Origin of the sequence: Methylomonas rhizoryzae, assembly GCF_008632455.1 — a bacterium.
GTDB classification, from domain to species: domain Bacteria; phylum Pseudomonadota; class Gammaproteobacteria; order Methylococcales; family Methylomonadaceae; genus Methylomonas; species Methylomonas rhizoryzae.
This window is the reverse complement of the sequence record NZ_CP043929.1, coordinates 4,275,722-4,291,663: the sequence shown is the minus strand read 5'-3', so window position 1 is coordinate 4,291,663 and position 15,942 is coordinate 4,275,722. Positions and strand designations below refer to the sequence as shown.

The following is a 15,942-nucleotide window of genomic DNA, read 5'->3' as shown; positions in this document are numbered from 1 at the left end:
TTCGGTTGATCCCATCCGCAGGAAACCAACGTAGTGGAAACCATCAGCATACGCGGCGCCCGCACTCACAATCTGAAAAACATCGATCTCGATTTGCCGCGCGACAAATTGATCGTCATTACCGGCTTGTCCGGCTCCGGCAAATCGTCGTTGGCTTTCGACACGATTTACGCGGAGGGCCAGCGCCGCTATGTGGAGTCGTTGTCGGCTTACGCTCGCCAGTTTTTGTCGATGATGGAAAAGCCGGACGTCGACCATATCGAAGGCTTGTCGCCAGCCATTTCCATCGAACAAAAATCCACCTCGCACAACCCGCGTTCCACGGTCGGTACCATAACCGAGATTTATGATTACCTGCGTCTGCTGTACGCCCGGGTCGGCATTCCGCGCTGTCCGGAACACGGCGTGTCTTTACAGGCGCAGACTGTCAGCCAGATGGTCGATCAGGTATTGGCGCAGCCGGAAGGCGAACGCTGGATGCTGCTGGCACCGGTAGTCAACCAGCGCAAGGGCGAACACGCACTATTGCTGGAAGATTTGAAAGCCCAAGGTTTTTTGCGGGCCCGTATCGACGGCGAAGTTTACGAACTGGACGAACCGCCTGCCTTGGATCTGCGTAAAAAACACACCATAGAAGTGATCGTCGACCGCTTCAAAATTCGCGGCGACATCGCCCTCAGACTGGCCGAATCGTTTGAAACCGCGCTAAGACTCTCGGAAGGTTTGGCAATTGCCGCATCGATGGAAACGAGCACGGAATTGTTGTTCTCCGAGCGCTACGCCTGTCCGCATTGCGGCTACAACCTCAGCGAGTTGGAGCCGCGCATCTTTTCGTTCAACAATCCCAAAGGCGCTTGCCCCAGCTGCGACGGCCTGGGGGTGCGTCAGCATTTCGACCCGCAGTTGATCGTGCACAATCCGGAACTCAGCTTGGCCGGCGGAGCGGTGCGCGGCTGGGATAGACGCAACGCCTATTATTACCAAATCGTCTGTGCCTTGGCCGCGCACTACGGCTTCGACCCGGAAGCGCCGTTCTCGCATATCCCGCGCGATCTACAGGCGGTGATTTTGTACGGCAGCGGCGACGAAACCATCGAGTTTCAATTCCAGATGGGCAACGCTAAACCCAAGACCGTGCGCCATCCGTTCGAAGGGGTGATCCCAAATATGGAGCGCCGCTACCGCGAGAGCGACTCGCAAGTGGTGCGCGACGAGCTGGCTAAATATCTGGCGCAACAGACCTGCACGGTTTGCGACGGCGCGCGTTTGAATCTGGGCGCGCGCAATGTGTTCGTCGAGGATAAGCCGCTGCATCACCTGACTCGGCTGCCGATTAGAGATGCGCTCGGCTTTTTTCAAGCCTTGCACATTCCCGGCCACCGCGGCGAAATCGCTGCCAAAATCAATAAGGAAATTCAGGAGCGCCTGGAATTTTTAGTCAATGTCGGCCTGGATTACCTAACCCTGGATCGAAGTGCGGACACCCTGTCCGGCGGCGAAGCCCAGCGTATCCGTCTCGCCAGCCAGATCGGCGCCGGCTTGGTCGGGGTCATGTACGTGCTGGACGAACCGTCCATCGGATTACACCAGCGCGACAACGAAAGACTATTGAACACCTTGTTCAGGCTGCGCGACCTCGGTAACACCGTCATCGTGGTCGAACACGACGAAGACGCCATTCGCGCCGCCGATCACGTGGTCGACATAGGCCCCGGCGCCGGCGTGCACGGCGGGCAAATCGTCGCCCAAGGCACGCCGCAGCAAATTCTGGCGGATGCCCATTCGTTGACCGGTCAATATCTGGCCGGCAGCCAAAGCATAGCCGTACCGAACAAGACCACGCCCAACGATCCGGCCAAGCAATTGGTCATCAAAGGCGCCGGCGGCAACAATTTAAACAATGTGACCGTCCAGTTTCCGGTCGGCCTTATGACCTGCGTCACCGGCGTGTCCGGCTCCGGCAAGTCGACGCTGGTCAACGATACCTTGTACAGCCATGCGGCCCGCTTGATCAACGGCGCCAGCTGTATTCCGGCGCCGTGCCAGGCCATCGAAGGCCTGGAGCAGTTCGACAAGGTGGTCGACATCGACCAAAGCCCGATCGGCCGCACCCCGCGCTCCAATCCGGCCACCTACACCGGCATTTTTACGCCGATCCGCGAACTGTTCGCGGCGGTGCCGGAAGCCCGTTCGCGCGGCTACACGCCCGGCCGCTTCAGCTTCAACGTCAAGGGCGGGCGTTGCGAGGCCTGCGCCGGCGACGGCGTGATCAAGGTGGAAATGCACTTTTTGCCCGACATCTTCGTGCCCTGCGACATCTGCCACGGCAAACGCTACAACCGCGAAACCCTGGAAATCCGCTACAAAGGCAAGACCATCCACGAAGTATTGGAGATGACAGTGGAGGATGCGGCGGCGTTTTTCTCGGCGATACCGAGTTTATCGCGCAAGCTGCAAACCTTGATCGACGTGGGCCTAAGCTACATCACCCTGGGCCAGAACGCCGTAACGCTGTCCGGCGGCGAAGCGCAGCGGGTCAAACTGGCCAAGGAGTTGTCCAAGCGCGATACCGGCACCACTTTGTATATTCTGGACGAACCAACCACCGGCCTGCACTTTCACGACATCAAGCAACTGCTCAGCGTACTGCACACCCTGCGCGACCACGGCAATACCGTCATCATCATCGAGCACAATCTGGACGTGATCAAAACCGCCGACTGGATTGTCGACATGGGCCCGGAAGGCGGCAGCGGCGGCGGCACCCTGGTCGCGGAAGGTACGCCCCGGCAGATCGCCAAACACAAGACTTCGCATACCGGAAAATATTTGCGGCGGTTTTTCAATTGAGGCAACTTGCCGCCGCTGGATGGGCCGGTTAGGATGGTTCAATAACGGGTGGAAGCAGGAGACGAGCGATGGCTGTAGTGCTTAAAGACCGGCAACGACACAGCTACGGTGACTATTTGCAGTGGCCCGAGGATGTGCGTTACGAATTGATCGACGGCAACGCATATTTAATGTCGCCGGCCCCGGACCTGGCGCATCAAGATGTTGCCGGCGAAATTTATTTCCAAGCTCGACAGGCATTGCAAGGCAAGCCCTGCCGTGTCTTTATCGCCCCGCTGGACGTGCGCTTGCCGAAACGCGACGAAGCCGATGCGCTCATCGACAGCGTCGTGCAACCCGATGTGCTGGTGGTTTGCGACGCCGGCAAACTGGACAAACGCGGCGTGCGCGGTGCGCCGGACTGGATCGTGGAAGTGTTGTCGCCATCCACCGCCAGCCACGACCAAATTAATAAACGCGACCTCTACCAACGCCACGGTGTCCGTGAATACTGGCTGGTGCATCCCATAGACCGCATACTGACCGTTTACCTGTTGCAAAACGGTGAATACGGTAAACCCGATCTTTACCCGCTGGAAGGCGTAACCCCGGTCGGCATATTGCCAGAGATCGCGATTCGTTGGGATGAGTTGGCGGCGCGCTTGCCTAAGGACTATTGAAGTTTGAAGCGTCGTTATCTCGGATTGCAGATCCCGGATTTTATCGAGGTTACTTGCTTCAGGCGAGTACAGTTCAACCTACTTGCGATTGCTCTATGGTCAAACCGACCTCTTGTCCGTATGCAATTTACAAAATATGGTCGTCCGGGTCGCCAATGAACGCTCAGTAACCGATTGGATAGCCGGAATCGGTTGCTTCTTTTGCTAGTATGCCTTCCTTCCGGGCTTGGCCGCAAATATGTAGGATACGCAATGCGTACCAAATGAGGGCCTTTCCCGATGGGAAAAGCCAGAAGGTATCTACATGGCTTATATCGCCATCAATCACGCGACAAATTGCCTCAGTATCATTGCTTTGATAAGCTTGCAAGCCTATACTTTTCGCCATGAAAAAAATCCGAACGTTAAAACCCATCAAATACCGCATCGTTTCTCCTGAGGAACTAGTGAGCCTAGTGGAGACTCGCCGTAACAAAATTGAGTCCACCCGCTTTGTGCCGCCTAAAGTCGGCGAAAATAGCTTTGGCCGCTTCCGCGTCGAATTTAAAGACTTTGAACTGATTGATGGCTAAACCGCCCGTACCGCGTCAAGAAACGGCACGCCTTGATCCGCAACGCGAAGCGGATTTGATGGATAAATGGCTGGAAAACCAGCGCATGGAAATGGAAATCCAAAAAGAGCAAATGCGGCTCAAAAATCGGGAAATCGACACCGATAAAGCATTAGCTGAGAAATCTATCGACGCTCAGTTGGAAGACCGATCCAGAACGCGTGTACAAGCCACCAAGCTGACCAAATACGCACTGATCTTTTTAGGTGTAGTTATTCTCATGCTTTTGATCTTTGGTGGATACGTTATTTCCAAAGACAAAGAAGCCGTGTTATCCGAGTTGATTGGCTTATTCATTGAGCTATTCAAATACGGCATCGGCGCAGTCACCGGGTATTTCATCGCCAAGGCAAAATTCAAATCAGACGCTTCCAACAAGAACGACGACGATTGATATTTGTTTATCTTGCTCTTGATCAGCCACCCCCGACGCTCTTACAATCCAATCCGAGTCAACAAAAAAGGCCGGGAAACCGGCCTTTTCCAATCAAAAACAGCTTATTTCAACAACCCCTGCAACAACCCATTCAACTTGTGCACAAATGCCGCGGGGTCTTCCAACTGGCCGCCTTCGCTGAGGATGGCTTGGTCGAACAGGATGTGGCTGATGTCGGCAAAGCGCGTGTCATCTTGCTCGTTTTTCAAGGCCTGGACAATGGCATGATCCGGGTTGATTTCGAAGATCGGCTTGCTGCCACCCATGCCGAATAGGCCGCCGGCCTGGCCGGCTTCCTTCATGATGCGCTCCATGTGCAGACTCATGTCGTAGGCGCCGGTCACCAGACAAGCCGGCGAGTCGGTCAGGCGGTGGCTGATTTTGACTTCGCTGACTTTGTCGCTGAGTACGTCCTTGATTTGCTTGACCACCGATTCGAAGTCCTTGCTGACTTCTTCCTGGTGTTTTTTCTCTTCTTCGCTATCGAATTTGTCCAGGTCCAGTTCGCCTTTGGCGATGGATTGCAGGTGCTTGTCGTCGAAATCGGTCAAGCTGGACACCAGCCATTCGTCGATGCGGTCGGTCAGCAGCAAGACCTCGATGCCTTTCTTGCGGAACACTTCCAGGTGCGGGCTGTTCTTGGCGGCGGCGAAGCTGTCGGCGGTGATGAAGTAGATTTTGTCCTGACCTTCCTTCATCCGGCTGACGTAGTCGGCCAGCGACACGTTCTGGGTTTTATCGTCGGTATGGGTGGACGAGAAGCGCAACAATTTGGCGACGCGCTCCTTGTTTTTGTGGTCTTCGATCGGACCTTCCTTGATGACGTTACCGAATTGCTCCCAGAATTTTTGGTAGTTGTCGGCATCGTTCTCGGCCAAATCTTCCAGCATGCCCAGCACTTTTTTCACGGCGCCGGCCTTGATGTTGCTGATCTGCTTGCTTTGTTGCAGGATTTCGCGCGACACGTTCAGCGGCAAGCTGTCGGCATCGATCACGCCGCGGATGAAGCGCAGGTAGCGCGGCATCAATTGTTCGGCGTCGTCGGTAATGAAGACTTTTTTGATGTACAGCTTGACGCCGTGTTTGGCATCGCGGTCCCACAAGTCGAACGGCGCCCGGCCCGGAACGTAGAGCAGCAGGGTGTATTCGTTGGTGCCTTCGACCTTGCTGTGGACGTGAACCAGCGGATCCTGGAAGTCGTGCGCGACGTGTTTGTAGAACTCGTTGTAATCTTCGGCGCTGATGTCGTCCTTGTTTTTGGTCCACAAAGCGGAAGCGCTGTTGACGGTTTCGTCTTCGACCCGGGCCGGCGCGGTTTCGTTGCCGTCGTCGTCTTTCTCGGCCGGGATGTCCTTGCTCATGACGATGGGCAGGGAGATGTGGTCGGAATATTTTTTGATGATGGAGCGCAGCTTCCAACTGCTTAAAAATTCGTCCTCGCCCTCTTTCAGATGCAGCACAATTTCGGTGCCGCGCGTCGCCTTTTCGACCGATTCGATGCTGTATTCGCCCAGGCCGTCGGATTCCCAGCGCACGCCTTGGTCGTGTGATGCACCGGCCTTGCGGGTGGTCAACGTCACTTTGTCAGCGACGATGAATGATGAGTAAAAGCCGACCCCGAATTGGCCGATCAGTTCGCTGTCCTTGGCCTGATCGCCGGTCAATTTTTCGAAGAATTGTTTGGTACCGGATTTGGCGATGGTGCCGATGTGATCCTGTACTTCTTCGCGGCTCATGCCGATGCCGTTATCGGTGATGGTGATGGTTTTTTTGCTTTCGTCGAAATCGACGCGGATTTTCAGGTCGCTGTCGCCTTCGTACAGGCTGTCGTTGGCCAGCGCTTCGAAACGCAGTTTGTCGGCGGCATCCGAACCGTTGGAAATCAGTTCGCGCAGGAAAATTTCTTTGTTGCTGTACAGGGAGTGAATCATCAAGTGCAACAAATGTTTCACTTCGGTTTGAAAGCCTAAGGTTTCTTTTTTTGCTTCAACAGTCATAATCGTTGCTCGTAATGGTGGTTTAATCGAACGAAGGCTTTATGGGGGTGGCGGGAAAACTTTTCAAGGGTAGGAGGCTTGCGAAGGTTCGCAAAGTTGAGTGGTGGGGGGGGGTTAGGAGAATGCCGGGTTGTTGAATGATTGGAGGGGAGGCGAGGCGAGCGAATTCGCCATAGGTGCGCGGGGTGTAGCTATATATGGATATGGCGCGATACGCGCGGCATATCCGACAAAAAATTGACAAATAAAAAAATCTGCATATAATGCGCCGAATGACGTTCAACTGTCTGAGTCAAATAGCAACGGGGTATAGCGCAGTCTGGTAGCGCGTCTGCTTTGGGAGCAGAATGTCGGGAGTTCGAATCTCTCTACCCCGACCAACTATGCGCTTGTAGCTCAGCTGGATAGAGCATCGGCCTTCTAAGCCGAGGGTCGCAGGTTCGAGTCCTGCCAAGCGTGCCATTTCAAATTCCATTATGGTGAGCGTAGCTCAGTTGGTAGAGCCCCGGATTGTGATTCCGGTTGTCGTGGGTTCGAGCCCCATCGTTCACCCCAATTATCCCCTTTGTAAACAATAGTTTAGTAGATCGATTAATTAAGATTTGCTTTGCTGTTTTCCATTTGTCCTTCTCCTGTCCTTTTCAGGAGATACTATGGCAACATTCCGTAAACGTGCTGGCAAATGGCAAGCCAGAATCCAGCGTAAAGGCTACCCTGATCAAACAAAAACATTTCTGTCTAAATCCGATGCAGTTTCGTGGGCAAGACAAACTGAAATGGAGCTTGAACGTGGAAGTTTTATTGATAGGTCTGAATTAGAAAAAACGACTCTTGGTGAATTGCTCCAACGCTATTTGGAAGAGATTACACCAACAAAAAAAGGGGCTACAAACGAAGCCTATCGAGTCAAGGCGTGGATAAAAGAGCCAATAGCAAATAAACTTTTGTCTGGGCTTCGTAGTGCAGACTTTGCCGCTTGGAGAGATAAGCGTATTAAGCTTGGCAAATCGCCTAATACAGTACGGTTAGACCTTGCTGTAATATCTCATTTATACAGCGTCGCTAAATCAGAATGGGGCTTCGATGGTATTGGTAATCCACTCAATCAAATCAAGCTACCAAAGCCTACTGGCGGCAGAACAAGGAGGCTCGAGTTATCGGAAAAGGAAAAGTTAATTGAAGCACTCAGCGAAACTCAGGAAGTAAAAACTATAGTTCAATTAGCCATTGAAACAGGCATGAGAAGATCAGAACTCTTATCTATTGAATGGGATAAAGTAGACCTTGAGAATCGTTTTGTACTCCTGCCTGATACAAAGAATGGTGATTCTAGGGCTGTACCGCTATCTACAAGGGCTTTGATGATCTTAGAAGGGATAGATAAGCATCCAAGCGGGAAAATCTTTCTAACGCGTCCAGATTCGGTCTCACAGGCCTTTAATAGAGCTTGTAAGAGAGCCGGATTAGAAAACCTAAGATTTCACGATCTCCGCCACGAATGCACTTCAAGACTATTTGAGAAAGGACTTAATACAATGGAGGTATCAGCAATTACAGGGCATAAAACACTGGGGATGTTGAAACGATACACCCATTTAAAAGCTAGTGATCTAGCGTTAAAGTTGGGATAAATGATAACTAATGACATTAGATCATCTATCTATCAGGGTCTAAATAACTCCTAGATATACCCTCTCTAATAGTCGGTTATCCAGTGATTCTGGACTAGAGTAAAAAGCACAAAAGGGTAATGGAAAAAAGTTGAAAAATGGCTTGACATTACCCCTATTGACATATAGGAATTCTGTGGTAATATAATTATTAACTTGGTAGCCGGAGATTCTATTCGGATTACTGGGTTGAAATAAAAGGTGAAGGGCTTCCTCTCTTCAATACGAACCTAGAGCTAGAAATAGCTACTGGGTTTTTTTGTGCCTGAAAAAAGGCAAGGTGTTAGGGTATTAATTTAATACCTTGTTGATAGTTCTAGCAACTATCAGGCTCTTTAACAATTAGGAAAGATTTTATGAGGCTATATTAATGCAATTGTTTGGTAATTTTAACAATGAAACAAGAAATACTGAAATAAAAATGAATGATTTGACTAAATTTTTAACATCACCAAAGGCGGTATGAATGAATGACTTTTTGAACAAGGGATTACCTGTTGCTGCAAATATGCAACCTGTCAATACGTTAAAAAAGGCGTTTGAACAGGGCAATGAACTGGAAAGTAGAAAATTTTATAAACCAGTACTCATTGGTACAGATGCCAGAGATGGCACGGAGGACACAAGGAGACTGTCCGAGCAAGGAAATGCAGATAGATTGGCAGATGCTCATAGGGGCAATATTCACTATGTCTCTGGAGCCAATGCTTGGCTACAGTGGATTGATGGAACCTGGAAGTGGGATATTGATGGATCAAAAATAAGGAGACTGGCCGCTGATCTAGCAAAGGTTATTTATAGGGAGGGAGAGTTACATTTGGAACATGCTGATCACTATGCAAAATGGGCTAGAAAATCCAGCTCTTTGCAAGTAATCAAAAACAGCGTCGAACTACTAAAGGATATAGAGGGAATACGATTGCCTTTATCATTAATTGACTCTAACGGCTATATCGTTGGAATCAATGATGCTAAGAGCGTAATCGACTTAAGGACGGGAGAGGTAAGAGATGCAAATCAAGGTGACTTCATTACGAAATCATTAAAGATTGATCATTTGGGCAGCGCTGATAAAGCCGAGAGATGGATACAGTTTTTAGATCAGGTCTTTGAGGGGGATGCTGAATTAATAAACTGGATTAAACGATGGTGTGGCTATTTGCTCACAGGATCAACGCAAGAGCAGATTTTTATTTTCTGTTATGGCAAAGGGGCAAACGGTAAGAGTGTAATGGGTGACATTCTCCGCTATATCCTGGGAGATTATGCTAGAGCTGTATCACCCGAAACTATAGCAGCATCAAAGCGTCAAGCTGGGGGAGCAACACCTGATTTAGCGGACTTAATTGGGGCAAGGTTGGCAATTAGTTCTGAAACCGAGGATGAAACAGCATTAGCTGAATCCTTAGTTAAGAGTTTAGTATCTGGGGACACTCTGGCAGTCAGGAAGCTTTATGGCTCACCTGTCCAGTTTACGCCTAAGTTTAAACTGATGGTTTTAGGAAACCATAGACCAGTCATCAAGGGAACTGATTATGGTATTTGGCGAAGAGTGAGAATGATCCCCTTTAACAGGATTTTTAAACCTGAAGAAAGAGACCCATATTTGCTTGATAAACTGAAAAATGAAGCACCTCATATCCTTGCATGGATGATTGAAGGTTGTATGGAGTGGCAAGCAAGAGGACTGGCTGATGTACCTGAGGTCATTAAGCAGGCAACAGCAGAATATCAGGAAGAACAGGATATTTTTGGCAAATGGATAGAAGATGAATGTGAAAGGCAGCCTGGTAGTATTTGCCTATCTCAGTTTCTTTATGACAGTTATAGGAGCTGGTGCCTAAGGAATGGTCATAGACCTATGCCTAGTAACGCATTTGGTCGTAAGTTATCGGATGAGGGTTATCAAAAATGTAAATTGAATGGATCAAGAGCGTGGTTTGGATTGTCAGTTCGGGACTTTGACAATCAATTAAACCAAAAATTCTTTAGTTAACCTAAAGGACGGATGGGACGGATAAACGGTGTTTTTATAAAAGTTTTATATATTTTGTTTCTATAAAGACTTTTTAAAATTGACGTTTATCTGTCCTATCTGTCCATTGGATAAAGTTAACTAGAGAATAAAGGCTTGCTTTGAAACTATTAGCAACCTAATTCACATAATCCATTTGCTCGAACCAAATAGACGGCTTAAGGCCGTCAATTTATTTCTCGATCATTTAAGATAAGAGAAAGAGGAAATGAATAGGGTTTTTTATTCTTCTCTCTCTTCTTAAGAAAAAAACGAGATAGGGACTAAATGACAAAAAAGCTAGTCCTTACATATACCCTAAAGCAATTACCCTATATCACTTTTCTCTCTTTCTCACTCCTAAGAAAGCTATCAAGCCAGAACCCAAAAGCCAAAGAGTTGGAGCAGTGGGAACAGTAATTAAACTAGCTTTAGCCCCAAACCTATAATGATCCCCAATGTTATACGAGTCAGTTTGAAACCTTGCCTGACCAAGTGAAGAAGTTAACGTTAATATTCCCCACTCTTGAGTTCCAAGCTGAATCATTTCATTTGTTTCGTTAACAATCCCAGTTAGCCTAACTTGTGAAAGGTCAGCATTGAAGCTAAATACTCCAGATAATCCTGTATCATCTGTGTATAATAATGCTGGTGGAAAACCTGTTGTGTATTTCGAAAAGATGGGAGTTAGATCATCTAAAATAAAACTACCACCAATAGCATGTACACTAATTTTCTTTACGTCTAACCAAGAAAATAACTGAGACTTATTATCGATCCCGCTGTTATCAAAAGTCAGATCGATTAATGCACCATTACCAAATACCGAAGGGTTCGAATTGAAAGAGTAACTTGGCATCATAAATTCATAAGAAAATGGAGCTGCTAAAACAGAGTGAAAATTAAAAATGCCTAATACAACAGAAAGTAAAAGCCAGCATTTAGCCTTATAAGCGCAAACTACCGGCATGTCTTGTCTTTGTATTTTGTTTTCTTGCATGCATTAAGTAATTGATCACTACAAAACAAGCTAACACCTGACTTCGCTTGAGCCAATTCATCAGAATAATTTCTACTATTTCCCATGTCAAACTTTGGAATCTTGGGAACAGGTGAGTTGATATACTTATCAATATAATCATAGGGACTTGAATTATATTTAGGCCTATTCTGATTTTCTATTCTTGATATTTCTTCTTCTCTTTCCCGCTCCGCTTGTTCTTCTCTTGCTATTTTTGCCATTTCCAAAGACAAGCGCTGAACCTTATCCTTAGCTCTTTCACATGAAGCAATATTATTTGCCATACACTCACTAAGTTCACCCTCTGATACTTCGGTTGTTGTAGTGCAAAATGCCTTTTTACAATCATCTTCGAATGCTCTACGCGCTGCATTCATATCAGTTTTTGTTCTATCAACATCTTTAATTTTGTGGTCAACGCAGCTTCTATAGTTGTCATATTGAAATTTATCAACGAGAGACCAGCTATAACATTGAAAAGGAAAGAAAAGCAAAATCAAAAGCATTACCTTCATAAAATATCCTTTATCGTTTTAAAAAAATTAGCAATTTTCATTGGTAGCCAAGATTATTTCTAACTTTCTTAGCTAAAGCAGATGAAAATTCAATTAACGATTCACTGTAATTGTCATCGAGCTTAAAGCCACTCAATGATAACTTCTCAAATATTGGGCTAACATAATCTATACATGTGTTAGATTCATTTACTGTTCTGCCTGAGTTTTTATCTAGGTATTGTTTGGCATTACGAGCATGTAACGCAATTTCTTGATTTATCGAATTAGCGATTTCAATGTTTTTATTATTATTTTTTAAAGTAATTGCTGCATATGTCGCGTATGCCCTTCCGTATTGCAAAGACATGATATTAACACCACCAACTTGATTAGCTAATGCAAATGAATTCATAGCATAACCGAAAACACCAACACAAAAACCTATCTTTTCAAGGTTGCCATCCGCATTTACTGGCTTGCTGATTACAAAACTAAAAATAATTGTAAGAATAATCGTTATATAAAACTCTTGTTTTTTCATATCATCTTTCCGCTTAGAATCTTTAACAAAAAAAATCAAATTTATAAAAGCCAAATAGACTGATTAATCTATCTATAACTATTTCACTCAGAAAAGTAGTTTTATACATGTTTCGAAGATCGCGAACAACTATTGACTAATAGCCGCCTCTAGGATTATAGTTCTAAAGTTAGAGATAATTATGGATTGTTATGACAACCCGAAGCATTTTTTTTATACTGATTGTCTCCGTATTGATGTTAACTGCCAACAATGCTTTTGCATTAAAAAAATGCATGATTAACGGCAAGCCAACATATAAGAATGGCATTTGTACCGAGGGAACTGAAAAACCAATAGTCAATGGACAAATTTCCGACGTTAGCTCTGAGGGGCTCAGGAGCGATATGATTGCAAGAGAACAAAGAATTAATCGGGAACTAGCCATGGAAGCTGAACGGATTAAGGCAAAAGCAGCCGCTAGAAATTATGACGGTGGATCTTCGCGTGCTCATTTCGATAATAACGGCCATTTACAAGGCCAACTTAATCGCTTAGAAAATCAAATACAAAACCAACAGATTCAACGCAATTTACAACAACTTATGAGATAGCGTTACTACTATCAAAATCCGCTATAAAACCTATTCCAGACAGACCACCCCATAGATCATATAGAGGCTAGACAATCAGGAATCCTAATGTCTAACCACCCCCCTTGGTTCTGAAATTGCTCTTGGAAGTTGCTCAAAAAGGTCGAAGTGGTAAGCAGGCTTAATTGAAAATGGGTATGTTATGATTGTCTTGGGTGGGAAATTTCCTGTCCTTTTTCTGTCCTTTTTTGAGAAGGGCGAATGGTAATCAAGTTTACATTTTAGAGGTTGGAACAGGTGATCAAACCGGGTTTCTCGTAGCTCAGTTGGTAGAGCCCCGGATTGTGATTCCGGTTGTCGTGGGTTCGAGCCCCATCGTTCACCCCAATATTTTCAAGTTTATCCTCGTCCCGCACTAAGGGACGCCGTCCTCTGCGCTAACAAGCCTTCCCATTTTCATTTGGATATTTGCCGGCTTTTATCTATAAGGGCTGTGCCTAATCTCTGGAATACAAGTTGCGTTCTATAGCCTTGACTCCTTACTCTTCAATAAAGTGCTAAGCTGCGATTTCGGTCGCTGTAACGTCGCCGTGTGAGTTGGCTCTTTATTGGTCTTATGTTACCTGTCTTTCCGGCGGCGATGCAGGCTCGTCTCGTCTTGCTGGGCGGGCTGTCGGATACTTTTCGGTTTGTCCGGGCCGGTGCGGCTTTCATCTCGACATCTTGCCACAGCTGGGGATACAAGCCTGGGCCAGGCTTGTCCGTGCCGGTCTTGGCCGATGCGGAGCGGTTTCTGTTGTTCTCCTCAAAAAGTATTGTGATGGGTGGGATGTCGTAACGCAAATGTGTGGATCGGTTCGTTTTGCCTTTTAATTTGTTAGAATCAAAACTTAAACTTATTTCGGATTGGACGGGCTGCGGGCTAGCGGCTTGCCCAGGTGTTGCAAATCCGGCCTTAGTCTAAAGCGAGGCGTGCGTAGGGCTGGGCTGTCATTGATACGGATCGACTATGTGTTTTAGTGCAAATATGTCTTTGGGCTTGGGGCTGGTGGGGGTCGCCGCCGCCAGCGTTACATTTTTGGATAAGGACGAGCCGTTTTGGGTGCGTATGGCGCGGGCCTACGCCATTTTTCATTTTTCGTTGATGGAGCTGATTCAATATTTCGCCTATCCGGTCGCCGATCAGTGCGGGTACGGTACGAATTTATTATTGAGCGAATTATCGACTTATCACATCGCTTTGCAGGCGTTTGCCATCATGCCGGCCTTGGCCACTTATTCGAGCGATAAAGAAGCGCTGAAGAAAGCTAGCATAATCGGTATTTGCTTGAGCGGATTCTTTCTTGTATGTACCGGATTACCTAGAGAATGGCAGTTGTTCGGCATGCAGCCGAATTTTATCGGCGACATGGTGGCTTGTCTGTATATGGGGATTTACCACATCGGCTATAAAATTCCGGCGGCATTCGGCACCTTGGTAACCCACGGCTCCTTGTTTGCATTAGCCTTGAGCGGTTTTTTATGGAGAGACAATTGGCGCATTGCGTCTTATCACTGTCTGATGGCATTGATGACATTGTTTGTACCGCAATGGCTGCTAGGGGTCACGACCGGCGAGGCTGCAGCAATATATTGCTTGTTTTCGATTCCGATTACCGTCAGCTTCATGCCTTATTTCAAGCGCTTTTTTGGCGTTGGTAGGGTGTTGCGGCATCAGGTGGCTTAAGTGACAGCTCCTATTTATGATTTTTCGGTCAATACCTTAGACGGGCGGCTGCTGAAGCTGGAAGTCTTTCGCAATAAAGTGATGTTAATCGTCAACACTGCCAGTCAATGCGGGTTTACGCCCCAATATCAAGGTTTGGAGCAGCTGTATCAGAAATACCGAGATAGGGGGTTGGTGGTGTTGGGGTTTCCGTGCAATCAATTCGGTCAGCAGGAGCCTGGGACTAATCAAGAAGTGGCGGCGTTTTGCGCTGCTAAATTTCAGGTGACTTTCCCCATGTTCGAAAAGATTTCGGTAAATGGCGACGATGCCCACCCTTTGTATCGGTTTTTGAAAGAAGCCGAGCCCGGGCTCCTAGGTACGCAGGCGATAAAATGGAATTTCACCAAGTTTTTGGTTGGCTGTGACGGGCAAGTCGTCAAGCGTTATGCGCCGATCGTAACGCCGGCTGCTTTGGAAGACGATATCGAGCAAGTGTTGCCGCAAGGCTAAAGAGTGATCCGATATGCCGGGAATTGATGCGACTGTTGTTAAATTTTTGTACCGCGGCTGGAAGGCTCGTTACCGTGATCATAAGGCCGAGATTCTCGCGCTGACTAGTGCGTTGCAGCCGGGCGATATTGCCGTGGATGTTGGTGCCAATAAAGGCAGCTTTATCCCGTCGTTGGCGAAGGCGGTGGCCGCTGGTAAGCTGATTGCCTTCGAACCCCAGCCTTATTTGGCCGATTATTTGAAGGGCATTGTCGCCGCGGCGGGTTTATCGAATGTCCAGGTCGAGGCGCAAGGCGTGTCGGACAGGTCGGGCAGCTTGCGCCTAGGTATTCCGGGGTATGGGGCAAGTTCGCCCGGCGCATCCTTCGAGGAGGCGGTTATGACTCGCGAATCTTGCACGTTGTTAGACGTGCCGGTTTGCACGTTGGATGGCTATTTTGCTACTGAGAGCCGCCGAATCGGTGCTATTAAAATCGATGTGGAAGGCCACGAACTGGCAGTTTTGCGCGGTGCCGAATCGATTATGTCGCACCACAGACCTTTGATCGTTTGCGAATGTGAAAACCGGCACCTGACCGAGTATGGCGTCGAAGAGGTGTTGGGGTACTTTCGTAGTTTCGGTTACGACGGTTATTTCGTACAGCGCGGGCGATTGCGTCCGGTTGCCGAATTCAACTCCAATCAGCATCAGCGGGCCGAGGGTGAGGACTATTGGAATCGTAAGGATTATTGCAATAATTTTGTGATGCAATATGTCGGTCGCTAGCTGCTTGGCGGTCGATTAAGCTCACGCTTTTCCATAGGAGTGGCGACGTGGTGGTGCGATCCGTCGCCGGCCGGTTTGTATCTGCTGGGA

Annotated in this window: 15 protein-coding genes and 3 tRNA genes; 13 read left to right on the top strand and 5 right to left on the bottom strand. The window is 47.8% G+C overall.

All coding sequences use genetic code 11. The features are described 5' to 3' along the window. Window positions 1-33 precede the first annotated feature (33 nt). Window positions 34-2,850: an excinuclease ABC subunit UvrA gene (gene uvrA, locus F1E05_RS19015; RefSeq protein WP_150051284.1), complete on the top strand. Its 2,817-nt coding sequence runs from the start codon at window positions 34-36 to the stop codon at window positions 2,848-2,850. Between the two features lie 68 nt (window positions 2,851-2,918). Continuing rightward, complete coding sequence (locus tag F1E05_RS19010) at window positions 2,919-3,509, top strand: Uma2 family endonuclease (protein WP_150051282.1); 591 nt, start codon at window positions 2,919-2,921, stop codon at window positions 3,507-3,509. A 163-nt stretch (window positions 3,510-3,672) separates the two neighbouring features. Here F1E05_RS19010 and F1E05_RS20465 read toward each other — a convergent pair whose 3' ends face one another. After that, on the bottom strand, window positions 3,673-3,897 hold the full coding sequence (locus F1E05_RS20465; RefSeq protein WP_197737389.1) for a hypothetical protein: 225 nt from the start codon (window positions 3,895-3,897) through the stop codon (window positions 3,673-3,675). Between F1E05_RS20465 and F1E05_RS19000 the strand changes: the two genes are divergently transcribed. Together F1E05_RS19000 and F1E05_RS18995 are read left to right on the top strand one after the other, a co-directional pair. Then, window positions 3,896-4,081: a hypothetical protein gene (locus F1E05_RS19000; protein WP_150051280.1), complete on the top strand. Its 186-nt coding sequence runs from the start codon at window positions 3,896-3,898 to the stop codon at window positions 4,079-4,081. The genes F1E05_RS20465 and F1E05_RS19000 overlap by 2 nt on opposite strands. Then, on the top strand, window positions 4,071-4,514 hold the full coding sequence (locus F1E05_RS18995) for a hypothetical protein (protein ID WP_150051278.1): 444 nt from the start codon (window positions 4,071-4,073) through the stop codon (window positions 4,512-4,514). The genes F1E05_RS19000 and F1E05_RS18995 overlap by 11 nt, the downstream gene beginning before the upstream one ends. 104 nt (window positions 4,515-4,618) lie before the next feature. On the opposite strand, the gene htpG is transcribed toward F1E05_RS18995, so the two are convergent. Beyond that, window positions 4,619-6,553 (bottom strand): molecular chaperone HtpG, encoded by a 1,935-nt coding sequence (gene htpG, locus F1E05_RS18990; RefSeq protein WP_150051276.1) that lies wholly within the window; start codon window positions 6,551-6,553, stop codon window positions 4,619-4,621. Window positions 6,554-6,856: 303 nt separating this feature from the next. Here htpG and F1E05_RS18985 point away from each other — a divergent pair. From F1E05_RS18985 to F1E05_RS18965, 5 genes are all read left to right on the top strand, one after another. Further along, a tRNA-Pro gene (locus F1E05_RS18985) sits at window positions 6,857-6,933 on the top strand. A 5-nt stretch (window positions 6,934-6,938) separates the two neighbouring features. Next, window positions 6,939-7,015 (top strand) — tRNA-Arg (locus F1E05_RS18980). A 17-nt stretch (window positions 7,016-7,032) separates the two neighbouring features. Further along, a tRNA-His gene (locus F1E05_RS18975) sits at window positions 7,033-7,108 on the top strand. A 98-nt stretch (window positions 7,109-7,206) separates the two neighbouring features. Further along, the gene (locus tag F1E05_RS18970; protein ID WP_150051274.1) at window positions 7,207-8,184 is read left to right on the top strand and encodes an integrase; all 978 of its coding nucleotides are present in this window, start codon (window positions 7,207-7,209) and stop codon (window positions 8,182-8,184) included. 505 nt (window positions 8,185-8,689) lie between these two features. Continuing rightward, window positions 8,690-10,219 (top strand): DNA primase family protein, encoded by a 1,530-nt coding sequence (locus tag F1E05_RS18965; RefSeq protein WP_150051272.1) that lies wholly within the window; start codon window positions 8,690-8,692, stop codon window positions 10,217-10,219. Between the two features lie 355 nt (window positions 10,220-10,574). Here the strand turns inward: F1E05_RS18965 and F1E05_RS18960 are convergent, their stop codons facing one another. The 3 genes from F1E05_RS18960 to F1E05_RS18950 are packed head-to-tail and all read right to left on the bottom strand — an operon-like array spanning window position 10,575 to window position 12,296. Continuing rightward, window positions 10,575-11,237: a hypothetical protein gene (locus tag F1E05_RS18960; protein WP_150051270.1), complete on the bottom strand. Its 663-nt coding sequence runs from the start codon at window positions 11,235-11,237 to the stop codon at window positions 10,575-10,577. After that, entirely contained in the window at window positions 11,198-11,773 is a 576-nt protein-coding gene (locus tag F1E05_RS18955; protein WP_150051268.1) for a hypothetical protein, read from the bottom strand. Before F1E05_RS18955 ends, F1E05_RS18960 begins: the two co-directional genes overlap by 40 nt. Before the next feature lie 37 nt (window positions 11,774-11,810). Beyond that, window positions 11,811-12,296, bottom strand: a complete 486-nt coding sequence (locus tag F1E05_RS18950) for a hypothetical protein (protein ID WP_150051266.1) — start codon at window positions 12,294-12,296, stop codon at window positions 11,811-11,813. 191 nt (window positions 12,297-12,487) lie between these two features. Here F1E05_RS18950 and F1E05_RS18945 point away from each other — a divergent pair, with 191 nt between their 5' ends. The 4 genes from F1E05_RS18945 (at window position 12,488) to F1E05_RS18930 (ending at window position 15,852) form a co-directional block, all read left to right on the top strand. Then, window positions 12,488-12,889, top strand: a complete 402-nt coding sequence (locus tag F1E05_RS18945; protein WP_150051264.1) for a hypothetical protein — start codon at window positions 12,488-12,490, stop codon at window positions 12,887-12,889. A 988-nt stretch (window positions 12,890-13,877) separates the two neighbouring features. After that, on the top strand, window positions 13,878-14,594 hold the full coding sequence (locus F1E05_RS18940; protein WP_150051262.1) for a DUF5765 domain-containing protein: 717 nt from the start codon (window positions 13,878-13,880) through the stop codon (window positions 14,592-14,594). Then, window positions 14,595-15,086 carry a glutathione peroxidase gene (locus F1E05_RS18935; protein WP_150051260.1) on the top strand — a complete coding sequence of 164 codons (492 nt, stop codon included), beginning with the start codon at window positions 14,595-14,597 and terminating at the stop codon, window positions 15,084-15,086. 13 nt (window positions 15,087-15,099) lie between these two features. After that, window positions 15,100-15,852, top strand: a complete 753-nt coding sequence (locus F1E05_RS18930) for an FkbM family methyltransferase (RefSeq protein WP_150051258.1) — start codon at window positions 15,100-15,102, stop codon at window positions 15,850-15,852. Window positions 15,853-15,942: the final 90 nt, after the last annotated feature.